General features: G+C 70.4%; 19 protein-coding genes and 1 pseudogene. 9 read left to right on the forward strand and 11 right to left on the reverse strand.

Annotation, left to right across the window (positions count from 1 at the left end):
* The 6 genes and pseudogenes from Aple_RS52505 to Aple_RS42505 form a co-directional block, all read left to right on the forward strand.
* A pseudogene (locus tag Aple_RS52505) lies at positions 1-328 on the forward strand (sugar kinase); the annotation flags it as partial.
* A 26-nt stretch (positions 329-354) separates the two neighbouring features.
* On the forward strand, positions 355-1695 hold the full coding sequence (locus Aple_RS42485) for an ABC transporter substrate-binding protein (RefSeq protein ID WP_246265176.1): 1341 nt from the start codon (positions 355-357) through the stop codon (positions 1693-1695).
* Positions 1696-1700: 5 nt separating this feature from the next.
* Entirely contained in the window at positions 1701-2645 is a 945-nt protein-coding gene (locus tag Aple_RS42490; RefSeq protein ID WP_155350448.1) for a carbohydrate ABC transporter permease, read from the forward strand.
* On the forward strand, positions 2642-3478 hold the full coding sequence (locus Aple_RS42495) for a carbohydrate ABC transporter permease (RefSeq protein ID WP_155350449.1): 837 nt from the start codon (positions 2642-2644) through the stop codon (positions 3476-3478). The genes Aple_RS42490 and Aple_RS42495 overlap by 4 nt, the downstream gene beginning before the upstream one ends.
* Positions 3475-4734, forward strand: a complete 1260-nt coding sequence (locus Aple_RS42500; protein WP_155350450.1) for a 6-phospho-beta-glucosidase — start codon at positions 3475-3477, stop codon at positions 4732-4734. The genes Aple_RS42495 and Aple_RS42500 overlap by 4 nt, the downstream gene beginning before the upstream one ends.
* Positions 4731-5720: an N-acetylglucosamine kinase gene (locus Aple_RS42505; protein WP_155350451.1), complete on the forward strand. Its 990-nt coding sequence runs from the start codon at positions 4731-4733 to the stop codon at positions 5718-5720. Before Aple_RS42500 ends, Aple_RS42505 begins: the two co-directional genes overlap by 4 nt.
* Here the strand turns inward: Aple_RS42505 and Aple_RS42510 are convergent.
* Both Aple_RS42510 and Aple_RS42515 read right to left on the reverse strand, forming a co-directional pair.
* A complete protein-coding gene (locus tag Aple_RS42510) occupies positions 5693-6139 on the reverse strand; it encodes an Lrp/AsnC family transcriptional regulator (RefSeq protein WP_155350452.1) in 447 nt (148 codons plus the stop codon). The genes Aple_RS42505 and Aple_RS42510 overlap by 28 nt on opposite strands.
* 139 nt (positions 6140-6278) lie before the next feature.
* Positions 6279-6902 (reverse strand): hypothetical protein, encoded by a 624-nt coding sequence (locus Aple_RS42515; protein ID WP_155350453.1) that lies wholly within the window; start codon positions 6900-6902, stop codon positions 6279-6281.
* A 269-nt stretch (positions 6903-7171) separates the two neighbouring features.
* On the opposite strand from Aple_RS42515, the gene Aple_RS42520 reads away from it, so the two are divergent.
* From Aple_RS42520 to Aple_RS42530, 3 genes are all read left to right on the forward strand, one after another.
* Positions 7172-9037 carry a hypothetical protein gene (locus Aple_RS42520; RefSeq protein ID WP_218038784.1) on the forward strand — a complete coding sequence of 622 codons (1866 nt, stop codon included), beginning with the start codon at positions 7172-7174 and terminating at the stop codon, positions 9035-9037.
* A gap of 75 nt (positions 9038-9112) precedes the next feature.
* The gene (locus Aple_RS42525) at positions 9113-9592 is read left to right on the forward strand and encodes an FxsA family protein (RefSeq protein WP_155350454.1); all 480 of its coding nucleotides are present in this window, start codon (positions 9113-9115) and stop codon (positions 9590-9592) included.
* 81 nt (positions 9593-9673) lie between these two features.
* Positions 9674-11554 carry a glycoside hydrolase family 15 protein gene (locus Aple_RS42530; RefSeq protein WP_155350455.1) on the forward strand — a complete coding sequence of 627 codons (1881 nt, stop codon included), beginning with the start codon at positions 9674-9676 and terminating at the stop codon, positions 11552-11554.
* A gap of 101 nt (positions 11555-11655) precedes the next feature.
* On the opposite strand, the gene Aple_RS42535 is transcribed toward Aple_RS42530, so the two are convergent.
* From Aple_RS42535 to Aple_RS42575, 9 genes are all read right to left on the reverse strand, one after another.
* Positions 11656-12000, reverse strand: coding sequence for an RNA polymerase-binding protein RbpA (locus Aple_RS42535; RefSeq protein WP_155336694.1), 345 nt, complete (start codon positions 11998-12000; stop codon positions 11656-11658).
* Positions 12001-12170: 170 nt separating this feature from the next.
* Complete coding sequence (locus Aple_RS42540) at positions 12171-13541, reverse strand: MFS transporter (protein WP_155350456.1); 1371 nt, start codon at positions 13539-13541, stop codon at positions 12171-12173.
* 27 nt (positions 13542-13568) lie between these two features.
* Positions 13569-14363: a glycerophosphodiester phosphodiesterase family protein gene (locus tag Aple_RS42545; RefSeq protein ID WP_155350457.1), complete on the reverse strand. Its 795-nt coding sequence runs from the start codon at positions 14361-14363 to the stop codon at positions 13569-13571.
* 79 nt (positions 14364-14442) lie between these two features.
* Positions 14443-15417 carry a TolB family protein gene (locus tag Aple_RS42550; protein WP_155350458.1) on the reverse strand — a complete coding sequence of 325 codons (975 nt, stop codon included), beginning with the start codon at positions 15415-15417 and terminating at the stop codon, positions 14443-14445.
* The gene (locus tag Aple_RS42555) at positions 15414-16622 is read right to left on the reverse strand and encodes an MFS transporter (RefSeq protein ID WP_155350459.1); all 1209 of its coding nucleotides are present in this window, start codon (positions 16620-16622) and stop codon (positions 15414-15416) included. The genes Aple_RS42550 and Aple_RS42555 overlap by 4 nt, the downstream gene beginning before the upstream one ends.
* 4 nt (positions 16623-16626) lie before the next feature.
* A complete protein-coding gene (locus tag Aple_RS42560; protein WP_218038785.1) occupies positions 16627-18036 on the reverse strand; it encodes a CBM96 family carbohydrate-binding protein in 1410 nt (469 codons plus the stop codon).
* A gap of 192 nt (positions 18037-18228) precedes the next feature.
* The gene (locus Aple_RS42565) at positions 18229-19725 is read right to left on the reverse strand and encodes an AAA family ATPase (RefSeq protein ID WP_155350460.1); all 1497 of its coding nucleotides are present in this window, start codon (positions 19723-19725) and stop codon (positions 18229-18231) included.
* 53 nt (positions 19726-19778) lie between these two features.
* Entirely contained in the window at positions 19779-20321 is a 543-nt protein-coding gene (locus tag Aple_RS42570; protein WP_155350461.1) for a TrmH family RNA methyltransferase, read from the reverse strand.
* Entirely contained in the window at positions 20318-20923 is a 606-nt protein-coding gene (locus Aple_RS42575; protein ID WP_155350462.1) for a class I SAM-dependent methyltransferase, read from the reverse strand. The genes Aple_RS42570 and Aple_RS42575 overlap by 4 nt, the downstream gene beginning before the upstream one ends.
* Positions 20924-20997 lie beyond the last annotated feature (74 nt).

Here is a 20997-nt window from a genome sequence, read left to right on the forward strand (position 1 = left end):
GCGCAAGGCGGTCCGCGCCGCCCACGGCGACGGCGACCTGGCCGCCGCCGCCCGGGCGGCGCTGCGCGAGGTGGCCGCCGGGCTGGCCATGGGCCTGGCCGCGGTGACCGCGGTGCTGGACCCCGAGATCGTGGTGCTCTCCGGCGGCATGCTGCTGGCCGGCGGCGAGGCCCTGCGTGACCTCGTCGAGCACGAGCTGCACGCGCTCTGCATCCCGCGGCCCCCGCTGCGGCTGTCCAGCGTCGAGGGCAACCCCGTCCTGGCGGGCGCCCTCGACCTCGCCCTCCACACCGTCCGCGACGAGGTTTTCAGTTCCACCATCGCCTAGCTCCACCTCTCTCCCAGGAGGCCCCCGTGCATCAATCCGTGCATCGAATCGTCCTCGCCGTGGCCGCGCTGGCCGTCTCCACCGCCTGTACGGCGGGCAACGACGCCCCCGCGCTCGGCTCCCAGCCCCGGCCGTCCGGATCGGCGTCCCTCCCGGCGGCCACCATCGAACTGTGGCACGGCTTCTTGGCCGACTCGGAGGTGAAGGCGTTCACCGACGCCGTCGCCGGGTTCAACAAGAAGTTCCCGCAGATCACCGTGAAGATGGTCAAGGGCGTACAGGACGAGCACATCACCCAGGCGGTGCGCGGCGGCAACGCGCCGGACGTGGCGGCCTCCTTCACCACCGACAACGTGGCGCAGTGGTGCCGCAGCGGGGTGTTCCAGGACCTGACCCAGGTGATCGAGCAGGACGGCATCGATCTGTCGGTGCTGCCGGACGCGGCCCGCGCCTACACCGAGTTCGAGGGCAAGCGGTGCACGATGCCGCTGCTGGCCGACGCCTACGGCCTCTACTACAACAAGCCCCTGATGAAGGGCAACGCGCCGCCCAGGACGCTGTCGGAGCTGACCAGGCTGGCCAAGGAGCTGACGGTCAGGGACCCGGACGGCAAGATCAAGGTGGCCGGGTTCATCCCGAGCACCCTGTACTACGAGAACTCGCTGTCCCACCTCGGCCCGATGGTCGGCGGCACCTGGTACAACCCGGACGGCACCTCCGCGATCGGCTCCGACCCCGCCTGGAAGCAGCTGCTGACCTGGCAGAAGGAGCTCATCGACTGGTACGGGTACAAGAACCTGGAGACCTTCCGCAAGGGCCTGGGCGACGAGTGGGGCGCCGAGCACCCGTTCTTCCAGGGCAAGGTCGCCATGATCCTGGACGGCGAGTGGCGGAACGCGATGATCGCCGCCGACCCGGACGCCAAATCGATGGAGTACGGCACCGCCCCGCTCCCGGTCGCCGACGACAAGCCCGGCCTGTACGGCTCCGGTTTCGTCGCGGGCACCGTGATCGGCGTGCCCAAGGGCGCCAAGAACCCGCAGGCCGCCTGGGAGCTGGTGAAGTACCTGACCACCGACACCGACGGCCTGGTCACCCTCTCCAACGCGCTGCGCAACGTGCCGACCACCAAGGCGGCCATGGACTCACCCGCGCTGGCCAAGGACGCCAACTTCGCCACCTTCCTGGAGATCTTCGCGCACCCGAAGACGACCACCCTGCCCTCCAACGTCAACAGCGTCTTCAACCAGGAGGCGTTCACCAGCTTCGTGGCCGAATGGGAAGCGGGCCGGGTCAAGGACCTGGACGCCGGCCTGGCCAAGGTCGACAAGGAGATCGACGACAAGCTGAAGCTGTCCGGGGGCTGAGCAAGATGACCCTCACCCGCACGGCGCCGCCCTGGCGGCGCCGTGAGGGCCTGCGCGCCCTCCTCTGGTTGTCGCCGTGGCTGGCCGGTTTCGCGGTGTTCTTCCTCTATCCGCTGCTGGCCACGGTCTACTTCTCCTTCCACCGCTACGACCTGTTCACGCTGGAGTTCATCGGCCTGGACAACTACCGCTACCTGTTCCACGACCCGCGCGCCGGGATCGCGATCAGGAACACGCTCTGGCTGGTGGCCTTCATGGTCCCGGTCCAGCTGGTCTTCGCGCTGGGGCTGGCCCAGCTGGTGACCCGGCTGAAGGCGGGCTCGGGGTTCTTCCGCACCGTCTTCTACCTGCCCTCGCTGGTGCCGCTGGTGGCCGGGACGGTCTCCTTCGTCTTCCTGCTCAACCCCTCGACCGGGCCGCTCAACCAGGCGCTGCGCGTGCTCGGGATCTCGGGCCCCGACTGGTTCGGCGACCCGGCCTGGGCCAAGCCGAGCCTGACGCTGCTGGGCATGTGGGGGATCGGCAACGTCATGGTGATCTTCCTGGCCGCCCTGCTGGACGTGCCCCGGCACCTGTACGAGGCGGCCGAGATCGACGGCGCGGGCGCGTGGCGGCGCTTCCGCAGTATCACGCTGCCGATGATCTCGCCGGTGCTGATGTTCTCCGCCGTCACCGGGGTGATCTACGCCCTGCAGTACTTCACCCAGGCGATGATCGCCGCCCGGGTGGCCTCCGGCACCACCGACTCCCCTGGAACCACCTTCGTGCCCGGATACCCGGAGATGTCGACCCTCACCCTCCCGCAGTGGCTCTTCCACGCGGGCTTCCGGGACTTCTCCATGGGCTACGCCTGCGTGCTCGCGCTGGTGCTGCTGGCCGCGTCCATGGTGTTCACGCTGGTCCTGCTGCGCCGCTTCCGCGGCCTGGACGAGGAAGCGGGCCTGCGGTGAGCGCCGCGCGCCGCCGCCGGGCGCTGTACTGGATCGCCACCCACGCGCTGGCCCTGGCGCTGGCGGCGATGTTCCTCGCCCCGCTGCTGTTCGTGGGCCTGACCGCGCTGATGACCGACCAGCAGGCGCTGACCAGCCAGCTCTGGCCGCGCAGCTGGAACTGGGACAACTTCGCCGAGGTGTTCGCCCGCTCGCCGCTGCTGCGCTGGGTCGGCAACACCATGCTGTACGCGACGCTCGGCACCGCCGCCATGCTGCTGTCCTCCGTCCCGGTGGCGTACGCGCTGGCCAGGTTCCGCTTTCCCGGGCGGCGGCTGGCCTTCCTGCTGGTGATCACGATGATGATGCTGCCGCCGCAGGTGATCGCCGTGCCGGTCTACCTGATCTGGGCCAGGGCCGGGCTGACCGGCACGCTGTGGCCGCTGATCCTGCCGATGCTGCTCGGCGACGCGTTCTCGATCTTCCTGCTCCGGCAGTTCCTGCTGACCATCCCCAAGGAGTACATCGAGGCGGCCCGGGTGGACGGCTGCTCGGACCTGCGCACGCTGCTGCGGGTGATCCTGCCGATGGCCCGCCCGGCGATCGCCGCGGTGGCCCTGTTCCAGTTCTTCTACTGCTGGAACGACTACTACGGGCCGCTGCTGTACGCCTCGACAAATCTGGATAATTGGACCTTGTCCCTCGGACTGGCATCATTCAAGGCGCTGCACAGCGTGCAGTGGAATCTCACCATGGCGGCCACCCTGCTGGTCATGGCACCGGTCATCATCGTGTTCTTCCTCGCCCAGCGGGTCTTCATCGAGGGCGTTACTTTGACAGGAGTGAAGGGTTGAAACTCGCCGTTGTCGGGGGCGGCTCGACGTACACGCCGGAGCTGATCGACGGGTTCGCGCGGCTGCGCGGCGAGCTGCCGATCAGCGAGGTCGCGCTGGTCGATCCGGACGAGGGCAGGCTGGCGCTGATCGCCGGGATGTCCCGGCGCATGCTGGCCAGGGCCGGGCATCCCGCCCGGGTCACCACGTGGACGGATGTCGCGGCGGGTGTGGCCGGGGCCGGGGCGGTGCTGCTGCAGCTGCGGATCGGCGGGCAGGCCGCCAGGAACGTGGACGAGACACTGCCGCTGGAGTGCGGCTGCGTCGGGCAGGAGACGACCGGCGCGGGCGGCCTGGCCAAGGCGCTGCGCACGGTTCCCGTCGTGCTGGACATCGCCGCCACGGTGCGGGAGCACGCGCCGGACGCGTGGATCGTCGACTTCACCAACCCGGTCGGGATCGTCACCAAGGCGCTGCTGGACGAGGGGCACCGGGCGATCGGGCTGTGCAACGTGGCCATCGGGTTCCAGCGCCGGTTCGCGCAGCGGCTCGGGGTGGATCCGTCGCGGATCTCACTCGGGCATGTCGGGCTGAACCATCTGACCTGGGAGCGGAGCGTCCTGCTTGACGGCGTGGACGTGCTGCCCCGGCTGATCGAGGAGCACGGCGACGGGATCGCTACCGAGATCGGGCTGCCCGCCTGGGTGGTGCGCCATCTCGGCGTGGTGCCCTCCTATTACCTGCGTTTCTTCTACGAGCACGACGCCGTGGTGGCCGAGCAGAAGTCCAAGCCGTCCAGGGCGGCCGAGGTCAAGGCCATGGAGGACGCGCTGCTGGAGATCTACGCCGATCCGGCCGCCGACACCAAGCCGGAGCTGCTGAACCGGCGGGGCGGTGCGTACTACTCCGAGGCGGCGGTCGCGCTGATCGCCTCCCTGGTGGGCGATCGGGGCGATGTCCAGGTGGTGAACGCCCGCAACGACGGCACGCTGCCGTTCCTGGACGACGACGCCGTAATCGAGGTTCCGGCCGTCGTGGACGCCTCCGGCGCGAAGCCGCTGCCCGTGCCCGCCGTGGAGCCCTTGTTCCGCGGGCTGATCGGCAACGTGTCGGCGTACGAGACGCTGGCCCTGGAGGCGGCGCGGCACGGCGGCGCGGACCGGGTCACGGACGCGCTGCTGGCGCACCCGCTGATCGGGCAGGCCACGCTCGCCGCCGAGCTGGCCGACCGGCTGATCGCGGCCAACCGGGCCTACCTGCCGTGGGCGGCTCGGTGAGGACCGTGCTCGCGGTCGACGGCGGCAACAGCAAGACCGACGTCTGCCTGGTCGCCGAGGACGGCGCCGTCCTGGCGGCCGGGAGAGGCGCGGGCTTCGCCCCGCAGAGCGCCGGGGTGGCCGCCGCCATCGACGTGATCGGCGAGACCGCCGCCCGCATGATGCCCGGCGCCCGGCCGCCCTACGCCGACCACATCGCCGCCTACGTCGCGGGCGCCGACTTACCCATCGAGGAGGACCGGCTCCAGGCCGAGCTCCTCGCCCGCGGCTACAGCTCCAGCGTCTTGGTCGGTAACGACACCTTCGCCCTGCTCCGCTCGGGTTCGTCCGCCCCGTGGGGCGCGGCCGTGGTCTGCGGCGCGGGCATCAACGCCGTCGCCGTCGCCCCCGACGGCCGGGTCGCCCGCTTCCCGGCCCTGGGCCGCCTCAGCGGCGACTGGGGCGGTGGGTCCGGCCTGGCCGAGGAGGTCCTCTGGCACGCGGCCCGCGCCGAGGACGGCCGCGGCCCCGCCACCACGCTCACCGACGCGGTCCGGGAAACCTTCGGCACGCCGACCGTGGAAGCGGCCGTGATCGCCTTCCACCTGGGCGACATGTCCATGGAACGCCTGCACGAGCTGGTCGCGCCCTTGCTCGTCATGGCCTCCGGCGACCCCGTCGCCCGCGCGATCGTCGCCCGCCTGGCCGAGGAGGTCGCCCTGCTCGGCACGGTCGCCATGCGCCGCGTCGGCCTGCTCGCGGCCCCCTGCGAAGTCGTCCTGGGCGGCGGCGTCCTCACCGCCCGCGACCCGCTGCTCACCGCCCTGATCGAGGAGCAGTACGCGGCGAGGGCCCCGCACGCCACGCTCCTGGTGACCGAGGTCCCCCCGATCGTCGGCGCGATCCTCCACGGCCTCGACCACCTCAAGGCCCAGCCCTCCGCGTACGACAAGGTCCGCGCCCATTTCCGCCAGCCGGCTCAGGGGGCGATGGCCGGGGGGCGGTAGTCGTAGGGGGTGCTCAGCACCACTGTCGTGCGGGTGGACACGTTGGCCGACGCCCGGATCTGGTTGAGCAGATCCTCCAGCGCCGTCGGCGACGCCACCCGCACTTTGAGGATGTAGCTTTCGTCGCCCGCGACGCTGTGGCACGACTCGATCTCGGTCAGGTGCCGTAACCGATCCGGCGCGTCGTCGGCCGCCGCCGGGTCGATCGGCTTGATCGAGACGAACGCCGTCAGCGGCAGGCCGATCTCGTCATAGTCGATCAGCGCGGCGTATCCCCGCAGCACGCCCCGTTTCTCCAGGCGGCGCACCCGCTGGTGCACCGCGGACACCGAAAGGCCGGTCTCCTTGGCGAGGTCGGTGAAGCTCATCCGCCCATCGGCGGCCAGCAGCGTCACGATGCGGCGATCGATCTCCTCCACCCCGCAAACGGTACCGCCGCCGTGACCACTCCCGGACCCGGAAGTGGTCACGGCCTGATTCCATCAGTAGCCGTCCGTCGCCTCACTTGCCCCACTGGCCCCAATCGGCCCATTTGGACCCAATTGGGCTTAATTGGCGTTAGTCGGCGATCCAGCTCACACTGGCCACCTCGTAGCCCCTGGCCTTGGACCCGCGCACGTGCATGACCACCGCGCCGCCCTCGTAGGAGTACGCGCACGCGTATCCCTTCGGCTCCTTGCTGCAGCCCTGGTAGAAGTGCGTGACGCCGTTCGGGTCGTACTTGACCTTGAAGCGGGTGTCGACGGCGGCCTGGGTCGCCACCTCCAGCGCCTGCCGCCGGTCGCCCAGCACGAACGCCTTGTGGAAGTGCTTGGTCACGGTCCCCGGGGACGCGAACCGCGACCGGTAGACCCGCGTCACCTTGTTCCCGGTCACGACCATGCCGAGACCGTTGAGGTCACCCGGCACGTTCACGCTGGTGTGCACGAACCGGCAGTAGTTGCCCTTGCACCCGGCGAACTTGTCCGGCGCCCGGAACACGTACGCGAAAATACCGCTCACCGCCCCGGGCGTCGCGACCTTGGCCGCCGCCACCTTGTCCTTCTTGAGCCAGGCGTTGAACAGCTTCTTCGCCACCGTGGCCGGCGCGGGCTTGGCGCTCTGCGCGACGGCCGGCGCGGGGAACATCATCACGGCGCCCGCCACCACGGCGACGCCACCTAAGGCGATTCGAGAGAACATGCCCTGAAACTAGCGCCAGCCCCTTGCGCCCTGGTTGCCCGCCGCTTTCAACGAGTCCGCAGGTCGCCCCCCGGCGTCACTGTACGTCGTCATGCCCAGAGGAAGCCATACCGCTGCTAATACGTATTATCCAGCGATTATCTCTTGACGTCCCGTTGTGTCCGGTCACACAATTACCGAACTAATGCGCATTATCGACACGACGGGTGATACGCACTGTGACTGCCTGTCGGACGCTGGCTCGCGCACACCGGTCTGAAAGGCTGACCATGCTCTCCCGCCGCACCTTGCTCCGCGCCACCGCCCTGCTCCCGGTGGCCGCCCCCATGTTCGTCCCCGGCGCCGCATCCGCCGGAGTCCCCGACCTGGCGCCGCTGCCCACCCTGAACCGCGCCTTGTTCGCCCCCCACGAGCAGCGCTTCGCGCCGTACCTGGCCACCCTCTCGCCCATGGTCAACGACATGGACGACAGCGGCTTCTTCGCCGGTGGCTGGTGGCGTACGCCGGCGGCGTCGTTCAACGCCCGCGTGCAGGAGCATGTCTTCACGCTGGCCTGGTTCTACGCCAACGCTCGCCGGTGGAACCCGTACGCCGGGGACGCGAGCCTGCTGGCCGCGCTCGACGCGGCGCTCGGCCACTACCTGTCGCTCCAGCACTCCGACGGTTCCTTCCCCGAGTACAACCGCAACGAGCACGGCCTGGCCCCCACCGGGTTCGGCACCGGCTACCTGGCCAAGACCCTGCGGATCCTGCGCGCGGCCGGGGCGCTGCCCGCCCGGCAGGCCCAGCTCACCGCCGCGTTGCGCACGGCCATGACCTGGTTACTGAACCCCGCCAACCGTTCCGTCTGGCAGGAACCCCTCCGCTACGCCAACCAGACCGCCTCCGGCTTGGCCGGGGCCGCGCACGCGCTCCAGCTGGACCCCGACCCCACGCTGGCCACGAGCCTGACCGAGGCGTTCGCCCGGATCGCCGCGACCGGCGTGAGCCCCGTCGGCTTCTTCCACGAGGAGGGCGGCCACGACATGAACTACAACTTCGAGGTCATGCTCCCCGAGCTGGCCGACGCCTACCACCTCCGCCCGGACCGGAACCTGGTGGACATGGCCCGCGCCTTCACCGGCTTCCTGTCCTACAACCTGCTGCGCGAGCCCGACGGCGCCGGGTACATGGTCAACGTCGCCCCCTCCACCCGCACCAGCGCCCGCTGGTACGACGAGGTACGGCCCGACCCCGACAGGACCGCGCTCAACTGGACGTTCACCCGTCAAGTGCCGCTGCTGTCGGCCTTCCTGACCGCTCGCGAGGACCTCGCCGAGGCGCGCGCCGCCTGGGCCGCGTCCACCGAGCCGGTGACGCCGCTCGCCAAGCAGGACACCTCGCCGCGCATCCTCACCCACGGTCTCTACGACGAGCGGTTCCCCAGCAGACGGCAGCGGGACGCCGCCATCGCGGACCTGCCCTACCTGCGCTCCTACGACTTCGTCGAACTGCGCAGGGACCGCGGCCAGGACTTCCTGTACGTCCGCAAGCCCGGCCTGTACCTGGGCGGCTACTTCGGCAGCCGCGCCTCCCGCAGCCGCACCGGCCTGACCTTCCTGTGGCATCCCGAAGCCGGCACGATCATCTGCGGGCTCAACGACAACAACTTCGCCTGCTGGTCCACCGTCTTCCCCGGCCAGGCGCCCGACTCCAACGGCCCCCTGCCCGCCACCTACTTCCACGGCGCCCCCGGCGGCAGGGAGTGGACCGGCGGCCCGGCCCCCGCTGCCTTCGGCATCCGCTACGGCAACGCGAACGTCACCACGGACGTCCTGGTCACCCGCCGGACGGTCCGGCGCACGGTCACGGCGAACGCCGCCGCCACCGAGCAGATCCCTCTCGTCCTCCACCCCACGGACGTCCTCACCTTCACCGACGGCACACAGGCCGCCTTCGGCGGCTCGACCACCGCCACGGCCGACGGCCTCGACCTCCGCCGGGGCCGCACCACGATCCGCTTCCGCTGGGGCACCCCCCTGCAGACGACCCTGGCGGCCGGCACCGTGCGCTACTTCCGCGACGGCGCCCGCCGCTTCCACGCCCTCCGCATCCCTCACCAAGGCACGTTCGACCTCACGGTCATCATGGGATGACGCGGCAGAAAGCGCTGATCGGCTGGAACGCGTAGGGTTCAAGCGACGTTGCTTAGGTATGAGTGAGGTCGTGTGATGGTGCGAATCGGACTTTTCCTGGCGTTTCTCGTGGTGCCCGTGCTGGAGATCTGGTTACTGATCCAGATCGGATCGGTGATCGGCGGCTGGCAGACGGTGGGGCTGCTGCTCGCCGACAGCGTGCTGGGGGCCTGGCTGGTCCGCCGGGAGGGCAGGCGGGCCTGGGCGGCGCTGCAGAACGCGCTCCAGTCGGGGCGCATGCCGGAACGGGAACTGGCCGACGGCGGCGTGATCGTCGCCGGTGGGGCGCTGCTGCTGACCCCGGGATTCATCACCGACATCGCCGGGTTCTTCCTGATCCTGCCGTTCACCCGGCCGCTGGCCCGGCGCGGCCTGACCTGGTTCCTGGGCCGCCGCGTCCGGGCGATGGCCGCGCGCTCGCCGTACGGGCCGCTCCTGAACCAGCCGGGGCCGGAGCGCCCGGGGAACGTCGTCCCCGGACAGGTGCTGGACGGCGACGACTTTGCCGAAAGGTGATCTACGCGAAAACCCGAAGAACCGTCCCGGCAACCCCGCGAGCGTATCGTTTGGGGGATGTACAAGGGGATAGGACGGTAGATGGACACGCTTCACGGATCTTCGCCCTTTCCGCCGATCGCCGACTACGGTTTCCTGTCCGACTGCGAGGTCACCGCGCTGGTCGCGAGCAGCGGGAACATCGAGTGGCTGTGCCTGCCCCGGCTGGACTCGCCGAGCGTGTTCGGCGCCATCCTGGACCGCAGCGCCGGACGCTTCCGGATCGGCCCGGCCGACACCATGGTGCCGGCCGCGCGGCGATATCTGCCCGGCACCATGGTGCTGGAGACCAGCTGGGGCACGGCCACCGGCTGGATCATCGTCAGGGACCTCCTGCTGATCGGCCCGTGGCATCACGAAGGTGAGATGTCGCACACCCACCGGCGGGCGCCCACCGACTACGACGCCGACCACGTGCTGCTGCGCACGGTCCGCTGCGTCAGCGGCGAGGTCCAGGTGACGCTGGACTGCGAGCCGGTGCTGGACTACGGCCGCAACCCGGTCCGCTGGGAGCACACCGACCGCGGCTACCACCAGGGCCTGGCCACCGCCGACGGGGTCGACCTGCGGCTGCGGCTGACCACGGACATGCGGCTCGGCTTCGAGGGCGGCCGGGCGATGGCCAGGACGCTGCTCAAGGAGGGCGACACCCGGTTCTGCGCGCTCACCTGGACCGAGCACGAGCCGCCCTACACCTTCGCGGAGGCCTACCAGCGGCTGGTGTGGACCGCCCACCACTGGCAGCACTGGCTGGCCAGGGGCGACATCCCCGACCACCCGTGGCGGGGCTACCTGGAGCGCAGCGCCCTCACCCTCAAGGGCCTCACCTTCGCCCCGACGGGCGCGCTGGTCGCGGCCGCCACCACCTCGCTGCCGGAGACCCCGGGCGGCGAGCGCAACTGGGACTACCGCTACACCTGGATACGGGATTCCACGTTCGCGCTGTGGGGGCTCTACACCCTCGGCTTCGACTGGGAAGCCGATGACTTCTTCTGGTTCATCGCCGACATGGCAGAACGCGACGAAGAACTCCAGATCATGTACGGCGTGGACGGCGAGCGCGACCTGGCCGAGATCACCCTGGACCACCTCCACGGCTACGAGGGCGCCCGCCCGGTCCGGGTCGGCAACGGCGCCTTCAACCACCGCCAGAACGACGTGTGGGGCGCGGTGCTGGACTCGTTCTACATCCACATCAAATCCAGGGACCGCCTGGACGAGCGCGTCTGGCCGATCCTGAAGCGCCAGGTCGAGATGGCCATCGCGCACTGGCGGGAGCCGGACCGCGGCATCTGGGAGGTGCGCGGCGAACCCCGGCACTTCACCTCCTCCAAGGTCATGTGCTGGGTCGCCCTGGACCGGGGCGCCAGGCTGGCCCGGCTGCGCCAGGAGCCGGAGGTGGCCGAACGCTGGCAGTCCATCGCGGACGAGATCCACGCCGACGTGTGTGAGAACGGCGTCGGCGAGAACGGCGTCTTCACCCAGCACTACTCGACCACCGCGCTGGACGCCTCGCTGCTGCTCATCCCGCTGGTCCGGTTCCTGCCGCCGGACGACCCGCGGGTGCGGGCCACCGTGCTGGCCATCGCCGACGACCTGACCGTCGAGGACCTGGTGCTGCGCTACCGCACCAAGGAGACCGACGACGGCCTGTCCGGCGAAGAGGGCACGTTCACGATCTGCTCGTTCTGGCTGGTGTCCGCGCTGGCCGAGATCGGCGAGCTGGGCCGGGCCCGGCGGCTGTGCGAGAAGCTGCTGTCGTTCGCCAGCGCGCTCGGGCTGTACGCCGAGGAGATCGACCCGGTCAGCGGTCGCCAGCTGGGCAACTTCCCGCAGGCGTTCACCCACCTGGCCCTGATCAACGCGGTGATCCACATCATCCGCGCGGAGACGATCGTGCCGGTCCCGCACCACACATCCTGACCCGACACACACGGAAGCCCCCGGGAGGATCTCCCGGGGGCTTCCGGCTCCCTCCGCTCGTGAGGGTTCGTTGAGGTTGGGGTGTCCGTCGGGGTTTCGGCCTACGCGCTCTTGCGCCGCTGCGCCCGGAGAATCGCCAGCCGCTCGTTCAGCACCTCTTCGAGGTCCTCGATCGAGCGCCGCTCCAGCAGCATGTCCCAATGCGTCCTCGGCGGCTTGGCCTTCTTCTGCTGGGGCTGCTCCGCGTCCACCCGGAGGGCGGGGGAGCCGCAGCTGCGGCACTCCCAGCTCGCCGGAATCTCGGCTTCGGCGGCAAGCGGCACGGTGGTGTGATGGCCCTTCGGGCAGGTGTAGGACACCTCCTGGCGCGGAGCCAGGTCGGTGTTGCGGTCGTTCTCGTAGCTGGTCGCCCCGAGCCGGGTACCGCGAAGTGCACGCTCGCCCATGTTCTAAGCCTCCTGAGGTCCCCCTAGCGATACTGCCTTAGAGGGGTTGGTCTCCACCGCGTACAACGCTTGATACCGTGTGTGGATTCCCACCCAAGAGGTGATCCAATCGCGCTTTTTGGCGCGGGCTCCTCAGGAATCACTTGAGCTGGCTTCAGCGCCGTGGATTCCTAGATCTTCTCAGGGACCTCGTTGCCCGCTTCGCGGATGGCCCGGGGCAGGTCGACGGCCAGCAGCAGGCCGAAGCCGAGCGCGAAGAAGATCAGCAGGGAGATGATCGCGACCCGGTAGTCGCTGTCGGTCAGCTGGAGCACCAGGCCGAAGGTCCAGGCGCCGAGGAACGTGGAGCCCTTGTCGCTGATCTCGTACAGGCTGTAGTACTCCGCTTCCCTGCCCTTCGGGATCACGTGGGAGAACAGCGAGCGCGACAGCGCCTGGGTGCCGCCGAGCACGATGGCGATGAGCACCCCGAGGCCGAGGAACTGCAGCGCCGACCCCTCCTGGACGATGTAGGCCAGACCCAGGACGCCCATCCAGCCGATGAGGCTGTAGAGCACGATCCGCTTCGTGCCGTAGCGGATGGCGAGGCGGCCCAGCAGCAGGGCGCCGCCGAACGCGACGAACTGGACGATGAGGATGGCCGCGATCCGGACCTCCTCGTCGAGCTTGAGCGCCTCGGCGGCGAACTGCCCGGAGAATGAGATGACCGACTGCACGCCGTCGTTGTAGAGCAGGTAGGCCCCGAGGAAGAGCAGCGTGAGGGGGTAGCGGCGCAGATCGCGCAGGGTGCGGCCGAGCTGGCGGAAGCTGCCGCCGACCGCCTGGCCCAGCGTGGCGTCATGCGCGCCGACCGGCCGGTTCCGCAGCCGCAGCAGCGGGATGATCGTGAAGGCGCCCCACCAGAGGCCCGCCGAGACCAGGCTGATCCGGACGGCGACGCCGGTCTCGATGCCGAGCTGTTCCCGCTGCAGGTAAAGGGCGAGGTTGATGAGCAGCAGCAGGCCGCCGCCGAGGTAGCCGAACCCCCAGCCCTGGGAGGAGACCCGGTCGCGCTCGGCCGCGGTGGCGATCTGCGGGAGGAAGCTGTTGTAGATCACCATGGCGCACGCGAACCCGATGTTCGCCACGATGAACAGCGCTCCGCCCAGCAGGTAGCGCGTGTCGGCGACGAACCACATGGCCAGCGTCGCCGCCGCGCCCAGGTAGGCGAACAGGCCGAGCATGCCCCGCTTCCGCCCGGTGTGGTCGGCGATCGCGCCGGCCATGGGCATGAAGACGATCTGGCAGATGGCCGCCGCGCCCACCACGAAGCCGTAGTAGGCGGCGGGGCGCACGTCGAAGCCGAGCACGTCGACGAAGTCGCTCCCGCCGGCCTCGGCGGCCCGCTCCGCGATGTCGGTCAGGTACGGCCCCAGGAAGACGGTCAGCACCGTCGTCGGGAAGGCGGAGTTCGCCCAGTCGTACCAGTACCAGCCGCGCTGCTCGCGCCTGCGGGCGTCCGGGCTCTCGTCGATGACCTGGGGGGCCTGGGGGGCAGTCATGTTCTCCTACTTCGGGATTACTTCGGATTACCGAGGGCGCCTCGGATACCACTGCCCGCGCGCGTCCAGCACGCCGCGCAGGCCGGAGATGTTGTCGGTCATGATCCCGTCGACCCCGAGGTCGAGCAGGCGTTCCATGATCTGGGGTGCGTCGATGGTCCATACGTGCACCTGCATGCCGATCGCGTGCGCGGTCCTGACGAACGCGGGGGTCACGATGCGCAGCCCGCGCACCCCGATGGGCACCTGCGCGCACGGCACGCCCGCCTGGGCCAGGCCGGCCAGCAGCCGTCCGTACCCGGAGCCGATGGCGGCGGTGCGCAGCGCGGCCACGCCGCGCGGCCCGAGCGCGGAGCAGACCCGCCCGCCGGCCGCCCGCCGGGCCCGCGCCAGCCGCTGGTCGGAGAAGGAGGTCAGGCAGACCCGGTCGTACGCGCCGGTCCGCTTGATCAGCTCGGCCAGCGGCTCGACGGCCGAGGCCTGTTTCACGTCGATGTTGACCCGCACGTCCGGCCAGGCGCCCAGCACGTCGGCCAGCAGCGGGATCTCGTGCGTGCCGCCGATCCTGGCCTTGGCCACCTCCCGGTAGGGCAGCTCAGACACCCGTCCGGTCCGGTCGGTCACCCGGTCCAGCGTGTGGTCGTGGAAGGCCACCAGGACGCCGTCGGCGGTCGCGTGCGCGTCGGTCTCCAGGTAGGAGTAGCCCAGCTCGACGGCGTGCTCGAACGCGGCCATGGTGTTCTCCCGGCCCTCCGCCGCCCCACCCCGATGGGCGAACGCCAGTGGCCCGGGATGCTCCAGAAACGCGAAACGCCGTCGCACGAGTGGAGTATGCCGTTTGTCAGGGCCCGCCGTCAGCGCGCGAAGATGAACGTTTGGGTCACGTCTGGACCAATGACCTTCACGTCCCGTCGCGACCGATGACGGCGGGCGAGTTCGCCCCTGGGATCAGCAGGGTCGGAGAGCCGCCGCCGTCGGCCGGGACGGTCCAGGTGTTGTTGGTGCCGTCGCCGGTCTGCAGGCCGTAGGCGACGGTCTGGTCGTCGAGCCAGGCGGGCTGGTCGTCGACGCTGCGGGTCTCGGCGAGCGGGACCGTCCTGCCGCTGCCCAGGTTCAGCACGGTCAGCCGCCAGCCGCGGGCCGGGTCGGCGCCGATCGCGGACTTGTAGGCGATCCTGGTGCCGTCCGGGGACAGCGACGGGCATTCGACGTTGTCGCGCAGCGTCCGGACGGTTCCCGCCGCCATGTCGCCTTCGACCAGGTAGCGGCGGCCGCCGGTGGACAGCGTCGCGTAGAACCGGTTGTCGTCCCCGGCGAAGGTGACCCCCCAGAAGTTCGCGTCCACATTCCGGTACGGCCTGCCGTCCCGCGTGATCGTGAACTCCTCCAGGGATCGCACCAGCCGGCCGGTCCTGGTGTCCAGGATGCCGGTCTGGGTGGAGAAGCCGGTGGTGGCGTAGGAGTGGCCGTCGATGAAGAGCGTCCAGGCGATCATGCGGCCGCTGGCGGAGACGCGCAGCCGGTTGGGGAAACCCGTGAGCGGGATCTCCTTGACCGGGCGCAGGGAGGTGTCCATGACCACCAGGCTGGTGGCGGTGAGCGCGCCGACGGGGGTGAGGCAGGCGACGGTCGCCGCGCCGGTGTAGGCGCGGTCGCAGCGGACGGCGGTGACCTCGCGCGGGCCGCCGGGGTCGGCGCGGGAGACCGTGGAGAGCAGGCCGTTGGTCAGGACCTGGAGGCGCGGGCCAGCACTCGCCAGGGCGGTGGAGGCGGGGGCGTCGGCGGCGGGGGCGAGGGCGGCGTAGGTGAGGGCGATTCCGGCGAGGATGACGGTCGCCAGGCTGATGACGACCAGACGGGCCCGGAGGGAGGTCATGGTTTCCTCGTGAGCAGGAGCACGGCCAGGGGGAGCACGGCGGCGGCGATCCCGGCGGCGGCCAGGCAGGCCGGGCCGGGGCCCCAGGCCTGCCAGGCGAGTCCGAACAGGACCGAGGACAGCAGGTAGGACAGGGCCTGGCCGCTCTGGATCAGGGCCAGCCCGGTGGCGCGAAGTTCCGGCGGGAAGACCGGGCCGGCCATGGCCATCAGGATCCCGTCGGTGGCCGCGTAGAAGGTCCCGTACAGGAGGGGGATCACGATCAGGAGGGGGAGGCCGGTCAGCGGGCCGTACAGGAGGAGGTAGACGGCGATGAGGGCGGCGTGGCCGCCGATCATCACGCGGAGGCGGCCGAAGCGGTCGGCCAGGCGGCCGAGCGGGACGGCCAGCAGCAGGTAGGCCAGGCTGGTGGCGACCGCGAGCAGCGGGAACCAGCCGATGGCCAGCTCGGTGCGGCGCTGCAGCAGCAGGAAGACGAAGCCGTCCCCGACGGTGACCAGGCCCAGCAGGCAGGCGGCGGGCAGCAGCCGGCGCCGGGCCGGGCCGAAAGCGGCACGCCACGGCATCTTTTCGGCGGCCTTCGGCGGGCTGGGGACGTCCCGGACGAACAGGGCCAGGATGAGGACGCCGAGCAGGGCCACGCAGAAGCTCGCCAGGAAGACCGGCCCGAACACGCCGCCCGCCAGGGTCAGCACGCCGAGGGCCGCCAGCGGGCCGAGGAACGCGCCGGTCGCGTCCATCATCCGGTGCACGCCGAAGGCCAGGCCCAGGCGGTCCGGCGGCGTGGTGAGGGTGATCAGCGCGTCCCTGGGGGCGGTGCGCAGGCCCTTCCCGGCGCGGTCCACGGTGATCGCCAGCCCGATCAGCGGGCCCGAGGCTCCGGCGGCGAGCAGGCCCAGCTTGGCCAGCGCCGACAGGCCGTATCCGGTCCCCGCGACCGCCTTGTGGCGGTTGATCCGGTCGGCGACGTGGCCGCCCGCCAGGCGCAGCAGCACGGTCGCGCCGGTGTAGAGGCCGTCGATCAGGCCGTACGCGGCGGGGCTGAACTGCAGGCCGATCACCAGGTACAGCGGCAGGACGGCCGTCACCATCTCCGAGGAGATGTCGGTGACCAGGCTGACGGCGCCGAGGGCGAAGACGGTGCCGCCGACGGCTCGGGCAGAGCCGCCCGCGGCCCGGCTTCGATCGAGAGTGGACAGGTACACGTCGTCAGTGGCAGTTCGTGGTGCCGCTGTCGGCGTACGTGCGCCCGGATTGCGGGACGAACTGCCAGGTGTACGCGTTGGCGTGCAGGGTCAGCTTGAGCACGCCGTAGGTGTCGCTGTTGCGGGCCTCGCTGTTGGCCAGGATGGTGCCGAAGCCGTAGTGGCTGGCGCCGCCCGAGCCGACCACGAAGTGGCGGATGCCACGCGTGTTGTCGAGCTGGTTTGAGGGGTTGATGGGGGCGAACCGCTCGTACTGGTGGTTGTGGCCGGTCAGGATGAGGTCGGCGTCGGCGTCGTACAGGGCCTGGACGAACGGCGCGACCGAGCTGTTGGGCGAGTGGTTGGCGCCCGAGGTGTAGCGCGGGTGGTGCCACATCGCGACCGTGCACGGGCGGGTGCTGGCGGCCAGGTCGGCGCGCAGCCAGGTCGTCTGCGCGGAGGTCGTGCCGCAGGGGACAGCCGAGCAGTTGGAGTTGAGCACGATGACGTGCCAGTTCGCGCCGAGGTCGTAGGAGTAGTAACCCTTGGTGGGATCACCGGCCGACGCCCCGAAATATCCGTAATATCCGGTCGCGCCGGAGGTGTTGTAGTCGTGGTTCCCCGGGACCGGGCGGGTGCGCGCCTTGTGCCGCCCCCACGTCGGGTTGTAGTAGGTGTTGAACTCCGACGCCGTGCCGTTGTCGTACACGTTGTCGCCGAGGGTGAAGACGGTGCCGGGGATCGAGTCCAGCAGCGCCGCGGTCGCGGTGTCGCCGGAGCCCGAGTTGGCGATGTCGCCCGCGCCCACCAGCACCGGGTCGCCGCCCGGCGGCGGGCTCGTGCTGGGGCTGGGGCTCGGTGACGGGCCGGTCCCGGTGGTGACCACCAGTTGCGGCGCCGTCCCCGACCCGCTCTCCCGCGAGTCGTAGTCCGCGCCGTTGGTGCTGGTGGAGGTCACGCCGAAGCTGTAGGTGCCGTTCCCGGTCACGTACGAGGTCACGTCGACCTCGTACCACTGGTTCCTGGCGACCGACCCGAGCGTCCCGAGCGTGGCCCCGTCGATGGACGGCTGGTTGTTCCACGTGGTCGCCGTCTCCGACCAGGTGGTGCTGCTCATCCCCCGGAAGACGCCACCGCTGCCACTCTCGGACCCGCTCACGTCGTCGGTGTGCACCCGCAGCTTGACCGAACTGATCGCGCCGCTCACCCCCGACACCGTGAACCGGAGGAACATCCGTTTCACCGGTGAATTGTCCACACCAAGCTGCCCGGACGTCCCGAAGTTGGTGCCCGTCGTGCTGTTGTCCACATAGGTGTCCGCGACCGGCGCGAACGTGGCGGTAGCGGCACTGGCCACCCCACCCGGAAGGCTCATCGTGACAAGAAGGGCCACCACACCGGCGGCGACCGTCATGAAGCTCGTACGTCGTAACACGCGCGCTCCTCGTGCTCCTGGCTTATTGACTAGAAAGTCGTGATCTGGACAGCCGCAACGGTGAATCGCCTGGTCGGCGGGCTATGCGGCTGTCTATGGGACGGGTTTCTGGTCAACAGGGCACCCCGGACGTTAGATCGCCGAACGGCCTTAAAGGTGATCGCCACACGTCCATCGGGTGAAGCCCAGGCTTCAGCTGGCTTCGCCGTACAGCGTGTCGATCCCGACCAGCAGGACGTCCTCGCGGGTGCTCGCGGCGCGCAGGAGATCCGGCTGGAATCCGTGCAGCGAGTAGAGCGCGAGCGTGGCCTTCCGGGCGTCGTGTCCCTGCCCGGTGAGGAGGCCGCGGATGTGTTCCAGACGTTCCAGGTCGCGCGGGCCGCGTGGCTGGACGGTCGCCTTCGCCTCTCCGATCAGGGCGACCGCGGCGCGCGGGGCCTGTGGCCGCTGGCCGGGAGCGAGGGCGAGGACGTCGACCTCGTGCTTGGTGCGGGCGGCCGGGTCGCTCACTTCGGCGATGCCGACCGTGCCCGGCCGCAGGGAGGACTCGGCGGCCGCGAAGGATCTCGTCCACTCTCGGGCCAGGTCCTCGAAGTGCGGGCCGAGGATCTTGGAGTTGAAGGTGGGCTGCGAGCCCGCCCAGACCTGGGTGGCGCGGCCGCGCTCGATCTCGTCGGCGAACGGCAGTGTGATGAGCTGGTTGAACCTGATGATGGGATCCACGACGGTGATGACGGGATTGCGGGCCTTGAGGAGGTCCTGCGATTTCCTGAGGTAGCCCGTGGACTCCAGGACATCCAGCGGTGGGACCACCGATGCCCGTGGACGCTCCAGGATCGCGCCGATCTTCGACGGGGTGCTCGCTCCCTGGCTGACCGCGCTCAGGAGGTCGTAGTAGAGCGTCCGGTGGGTGATCCTGGGATCCTCGCGGAGCAGGAACTCGGCCTCCACGCGCGAGTACAGGGCAAGCCCGGGGTCCAGGACCGTCCGGCACACCCAGGGGCCGAACTGGCGCGCGTCCTGAGGAGCGGGCACGGGCGCGAGCGGCCGGTAACCCGGTGCTCCGCCCAGCACCGCGTCCACGCGCAGGGCCGTCGCCAGGTCCTCGATCCCCCAGTGCCGCCGCGAGGTCCGGTAGTCGAAGGCGCCCAGCCGCAGGTCGATCACCGCCCGCCCGCGCAGGGGCTTGGTCCCGGTGAGGAGTTCGCTCATGACGCTCATCGCCGAGCCGCACAGAATGATCCGGCCACCTGGGCCCTGCCCCGCCTGCGACTGGTCGTAGAGCAACTGCAGAAAGCCGGGGACCTCCGGAGAGTGCTGCATCAGGTACGGCAGCTCGTCGATGACGACCAGAGGAGCGCCTTCGGCCCGGCCGGCCACCTCAAGTGCGGTGGTCAGCACCTCCCGCCAGTCCGTCAGCCGCAGCGCGCCGGCGGGCAGGCCCGCGTGCGCGGCGATCGCTTCCGTGAAGCGCCGCAGCGCCGGAACCCGGCCCTCTTCCTGTACGGCGGTCAGATAGAGCCCTCCGCAGGCCCCGGTCAGGGCTTGGAGCAGGAACGATTTCCCATGGCGTCGCCGCCCCGAGACGATCGCCAGGCGGAGCTGGGGGGCAGGGTCGCTGACGAAGTCGCGCAGGAGCTCCCAGGGGTGCTCCCTGTCGAGGACAGTGTCAGGTTTGGCCAGCTCCATGCCGCCATCATAGCTGTTGAGGCCGACCATAACAGTACTCGTTAAGGCTGGGCTTAACGGGTCCATTCCTGGCGGCGGGATTCGGCGATGGCGATGGCGGCGGCGATGGAGACGTTGAAGGAGCCGACGCGGCCGACCTGGGGGATGTAGGCGACGGCGTCGCAGGATTCGAGGAGGGCGGGGGAGCAGCCGTGGTCCTCGCTGCCGACGACGAGGCAGATGTCGCCGGTGAGGGGGGTTTCGTGGAGGGGGGTGGCGTCGCCGGTGAGTTCGACGGCGATGACGCGGTAGCCGTCGGCTTTGGCGGCCTTGACGGCTTCGGGGGCGGGGACGGCCTCGTGCCAGGTGACGAGGCGGTCGGTGCCGAGGGCGGTCTTCTGGGCCTTGGGGTTGGTAGGCGGGGTGGCGTTGCCGGCCAGCCAGACGGTGTCGACGCCGAAGGCGGCGGCGGTGCGGAAGATGGAGCCGATGTTGAAGGGGCCGGTGACCGACTCCAGGATGAGGGCCAGGCGGGCCTCGGTGGTGCGGCGCCAGGTGCGGTTGAGCCGCTTCACGTCGGTCGGCCGGAGCTGGCGGCGCGGATTCGGCGTGCTCATCGGGGGGTCACCTTCAGGATTCGGTAAGCGGCGCGTGAGGTGTGGCGGGTGGTGGGCCAGCCCTGGTCGGCCAGCCAGCGTTGCAGGGAGTCGGAGCCGAGGTGTTTCTGGACGACCAGGTAGGCGACGCCGTCGGGGGTGAGGCGGTCGAGCCAGCGGGTCAGCATCTCGTGCAGGGCGGGCTTGCCGATGCGGATGGCGGGGTTGGACCAGATGGCGCGGAACCGGAGGTCCGGGGGGACCTCGTCCACGTGCGCTGACCTTACTTTGTCAAGGGCGGCGCGCGCGGCGTTGCGGGCGGTGAGCTCGACCGAGCGGCGGTTGACGTCGACGGCCCAGACGGTCGCGGCGGGGGAGCGGGAGGCCATGGTCAGCGCGATCGGGCCGTAGCCGCAGCCCAGGTCGAGCAGGTCGCCCTCGGCGGGCGGGGCGGGGACCGACTCCAGCAGGATCCTGGTGCCCAGGTCCACCTTGTCGGGGGAGAACACGCCGCGATCGGTCTCCAGCTGGAGATGCAGGTCGGGCAGCACCAGGCTGACCGTCCCCGGCCGGGATTCGGCCCGCGGACGCTCGTCGAAGTAGTGCGCGCCGGTGTTGCTCACGCGCAGCAACGTTACCAATCCCCTACCCCTGCCCAGGCCACGCGGGTGCGTAGTGAGCTGTGCCCGAGGGGTCA

It is taken from the genome of Acrocarpospora pleiomorpha, from assembly GCF_009687885.1.
Classification (GTDB): domain Bacteria; phylum Actinomycetota; class Actinomycetes; order Streptosporangiales; family Streptosporangiaceae; genus Acrocarpospora; species Acrocarpospora pleiomorpha.